We start from the raw sequence: 4,377 nt of genomic DNA on the forward strand, positions 1-4,377 counted from the left end.
CGGGGTGATGGATATAATTGGTATCGGCAAAGTTTACGTTATCCCAATAGTGCTTGACAAGGAAATCTGCCCGTAAATCCGGGGCTGTCAGCATTGGCGGGATGGTGGGTAATGTGAAAGTCTTGATGGTATCCTGTGCCATTTCGGTTTTGTTTAAGCCGGAAGCGTTCCCGCTTTTGCAGGCACAAAGACAAAGAATACATACAATCGAAAGAATATTTAGATTCGTTTTCATAATTGGCTGTTATTATATTGAACTTCTATGGATTACATAGAAGACAAAGATAATGCCTTTTCATTTTATACAAAGAATTTTTCTTCCTTTTCTTCTCTGTCTTCTTTTTTAAGAACTTTGCTTCTTGAAGAATCTTACTTCTCCTTTGCCAATGTAAAGACAAACTCCAACCCGCCACCCTGATTGTTCTTAGCAGAGATGATGCCGCCATGAATAATCACTGCATTCTTCACAATAGCCAGTCCCAGACCCGTTCCGCCTAATTTCCGCGAACGGCCTTTGTCTACCCGGTAGAAACGTTCGAAGAGACGGTTCAGATGCTCGGGGGATACGCCTATGCCCGTATCGGCAAAACTGAAATAATAGAAACTTTCGTCTTCACGGAAACAGTTGATATTAATCTGGATATTCGTTCCGGCGTATGCGATGGCGTTATCCATCAGATTACGGAAGATGGAGTAAATCAGGGAATAATTACCTTTGACCTGTATGCTCTTCTTTAAAGAATTAACTACCGTGATATGCTTCTCGTCAAGTTCCAGTGAAACCTCGTTGATGATATTTCCTACCAGTACACTGATATCCACCCGTTCCATGTCAATCATGTTGGCGGCCTCATCCATGCGGGTAAGTACGGAAATGTCACGCAGCAACCGGCTCAACCGGTTACTTTGTGCATAGCAGCGTTCGAGGAACACATTAATCTTCTCGCGCGGTATGTTTTCATTATTGACGATAGTCTCCAGATATCCCTGAATACTGCTGACAGGCGTTTTCAGCTCATGCGCGATATTCTGTGTCAACTGCCGTTTCAGATTCACCTGTTCTTCTTCCTGGGTGACATCATTGATTGAAATCTCAAAGCTTGCATCTTGGAAGATGATACACTCAACGATGAACGTGCGTCCGTTTTTGTTGATGGTGATAGACATTCGCTTTTCGTCTTTACCTCTCGAACGTTGTTGCTGGTTCTTGTTGATGAAATGTATAATCTCTTTCAGTTCGTTGATGGCAAAGACTTCTTCCGTAGTTTCCAGGTTAGAGTCCGAAATCAGGTTGCTGTATTGGGTGAAGAGATTGTTGACAAGAATCTCCTTTTTGTCTTTCGTAAATACCCCCAGTCCTTCGTGAGAAATCTGAAGATGGGTAATCAGCTTCTCGCGTTCGATGTAGAGAGCCTCTTTCGTTTCGTGCAGCCGCTTGTAGATTTGGATGATATGCTGCGATATTTCTCCCAGTTCATTGTGTGGGAAAGCCGATTGCATCGCCATCTCGATAGGCTCGTTCCGGTCGGCACGCATGGCAAACTCGCGGAGCTGGCTGATAGAAGTCCCCAGTTTGTTCGTGAATTTGTAGAAGATAATCATCAGCAGCAAAGTCACGATTACGGTAAACCATAAGTAATGCGGGTCTGCCTGCAGGTTGTTGATAAGGCTGACATTATAAGGTAATGCCGAGCGGAGAATATAATCCTTATAACGTGTAGCCGAATAAAAATAAGGAACTCCTGTCGTTTCCGAAGTACGGCGCACGTCATATCCGTTTCCGTGTTTCAGCGCCTTTTGTACTTCCGGACGGTTCAGATGGTTTTCCATCTGCTCGTCGTGGTTCGGATAACTGTCGTAAACCACATTCCCATCCAGGTCGATAAGCGTAACGCGCAAGTCTTCCAGAATATGATTATTGATGTAATCGTTGATAATTCCGTTATCAAGCGGTTGCTCATCCAGCCGCTCGTAGAGCCGGCTGTTGTAATCCTGCAATTTGGTATTCAGCAGTTCTACTTTATATTCCCGTTCGCGTTGGTACTGGTACGCGATGAAACAGACGGCGAATACCAGGAACAACGAAATGACCGAAAGGAAAAGCTTCCGGCTGAAAGAAAGAAAATGTCTTTGAGTTACAGGCAGGTTCATGATAAATAGTTATTCAGCTTCAAAACAGTATCCGTATCCGAGACGTGTGACAATGCATTTGCCGTATATGCCTATCTTTTTGCGCAAACGGGTGATGTTTACGTCGATAGTACGGTCCAGTACATACACTTCGTCGCTCCAGATACGTGCCAGAATATCTTCACGTGAGAATACACGTCCTTTATTCTGTACCAGTAGAAGCAGGATTTCAAATTCTTTTTTGGTCAATGACACTTCTTCGTCGTCGATACTCGCTTTCTTTTTAGTGATGTCGATGACAAGCGTCTGGTAAGTAAGCCGTTCGGGCGCTCTTTCCGTTTCCATCGTCGCCGTACGTCTCAATACGGCTTTCACACGGGCGATGACTTCGCGCAGGGAGAAAGGCTTCGAGATATAATCGTCCGCTCCCAGGTTGAATCCTGTCACGGTATCGTTTTCGGTATCTTTTGCCGTGATGAAGATGATAGGCACTTTGGCTGTTTTCTTGTCTTTCTTCAACATGTTTGCCATTTTGAATCCGGAGATTTCCCCCATCATCACATCGAGGAGGATTAAATGGTAGCTGCTGATGTCCATCTTCAGTGCTTCTTCGGCAGAGTTTGCGGTATCTACCTCATAACCTTCGTTCTCTAGATTGAATTTCAGAATCTCGCAGAGGTCTTCTTCATCGTCGACAACTAAAATACGGGTTTCGTTCATAAGATGTATTTATTAATGTGATATGACAAAGTTACGTTTTTATTTTATTTTGATGCAAAGATGAGGAGACTTTGTTACGGTCAGATGAAACAGATGTTACAATCACGTTACATTCTTTGATTTATAGGAATTTGATACCGAATATGGAAGTTTTTGTCGGTTGCAAGAGGAAAAAACGTTTGCTATTTGTTATCTTTGTTAGCGAGATAGGATAGAAATGTTTGATAATAGAAACTACAAACGATGATAAAAATTGACTTGAAACGGCATAAGCGCGAAGTGATAGGTGCGGTTATCGTACTGCTGCTCCTGCTTGGCGGTGTGTCTGTCTTTAAATATACCTCTTTCAATACCGGCTTTGAGATAGCAGACGATTTGGGCGGAAACATCTTCCCTTCGGCCATTCTGTCCGTAGCCACTACTGATGCGCAAGTTATCATACCTTCGGATTCCACTTATCTGGGAAACCCGAAATCATGTATTGCCATCCGGCTGAAATCAAAGACCGCATACAGCCGTGTACGCATTGAAGTGGCCGAAACTCCTTTCTTCTCCCGTTCCGTATCGGAGTTCGTATTGAACAAGCCGCGAACGGAATACACGATTTACCCGGATATTATATGGAATTACGAAGCATTGAAAAATAACGCGCAAGCCGAGCCGGTGAGCGTTGCCGTGACCGTCGAGATGAACGGGAAAGACTTGGGGCAACGGGTACGTACCTTCTCTGTCCGCAGTATCAACGAATGTCTGTTGGGATATGTGGCGAACGGAACCAAGTTCCATGACACAAGTATTTTCTTTGCCGCCTACGTCAATGAAGAGAACCCGATGATTGACCAGTTGCTCCGTGAGGCATTGAATACCCGCATCGTCAATCGTTTCCTCGGCTATCAGAGCAAGGCTAAAGGAGCGGTAGACAAGCAGGTGTATGCCCTTTGGAACATTTTGCAGAAACGCAAATTCCGTTACAGCTCTGTTTCCAATACCAGCCTTTCGAGCAATGTCGTATTCTCGCAACGTGTCCGTACGTTTGATGATGCGTTGGAATCTTCGCAAATCAACTGCGTGGACGGCAGTGTATTGTTCGCATCGTTGCTTCGTGCCATCAATATCGACCCTATCCTGGTACGTACACCGGGACATATGTTTGTGGGCTATTACACCGACAATTCGCATACCGACAAGAACTTCCTGGAAACAACGATGATTGGCGACGTCGACCTGGACGACTTCTTCCCCGACGAACAACTGGATTCCACAATGGTAGGCAAGTCGCAGAACGAAATGTCATTGCTCACCTTCGAGAAATCCAAACAATACGCCAATAAGAAGTATAAAGAGAATGAGGAAGGCATCCATTCCGGCAAGTTGAACTATATGTTTTTGGAAATTTCCAAAGAGGTGCGCAGGAAAATACAGCCGATAGGTAAATAGTTTCTTATCTATCTTCATGCAATTTCCCTATTTTATTGTATTTTTGCCAAGTAATCATTTAATGAAAAAGGATGCAAGGCAAGAAATTTA

4 protein-coding genes are annotated in these 4,377 nt (G+C 44.1%); 1 reads left to right on the top strand and 3 read right to left on the bottom strand.

What is annotated here, in order from left to right; translation table 11 throughout:
- The 3 genes from RDN93_RS21680 to RDN93_RS21690 form a co-directional block, all read right to left on the bottom strand.
- A partial coding sequence (locus RDN93_RS21680; protein WP_308747392.1) for a DUF5106 domain-containing protein occupies positions 1-235 on the bottom strand: 235 nt, incomplete at its 3' end.
- A 134-nt stretch (positions 236-369) separates the two neighbouring features.
- Positions 370-2,151, bottom strand: coding sequence for an ATP-binding protein (locus RDN93_RS21685; RefSeq protein ID WP_308747393.1), 1,782 nt, complete (start codon positions 2,149-2,151; stop codon positions 370-372).
- Positions 2,152-2,160: 9 nt separating this feature from the next.
- Positions 2,161-2,850 carry a response regulator transcription factor gene (locus RDN93_RS21690; protein ID WP_308747394.1) on the bottom strand — a complete coding sequence of 230 codons (690 nt, stop codon included), beginning with the start codon at positions 2,848-2,850 and terminating at the stop codon, positions 2,161-2,163.
- Positions 2,851-3,093: 243 nt separating this feature from the next.
- Here RDN93_RS21690 and RDN93_RS21695 point away from each other — a divergent pair, with 243 nt between their 5' ends.
- A complete protein-coding gene (locus RDN93_RS21695) occupies positions 3,094-4,287 on the top strand; it encodes a hypothetical protein (protein WP_167966319.1) in 1,194 nt (397 codons plus the stop codon).
- Positions 4,288-4,377: the final 90 nt, after the last annotated feature.

The organism is uncultured Bacteroides sp. (genome assembly GCF_902491285.1).
In the GTDB taxonomy this organism is placed as follows: Bacteria; Bacteroidota; Bacteroidia; order Bacteroidales; family Bacteroidaceae; genus Bacteroides.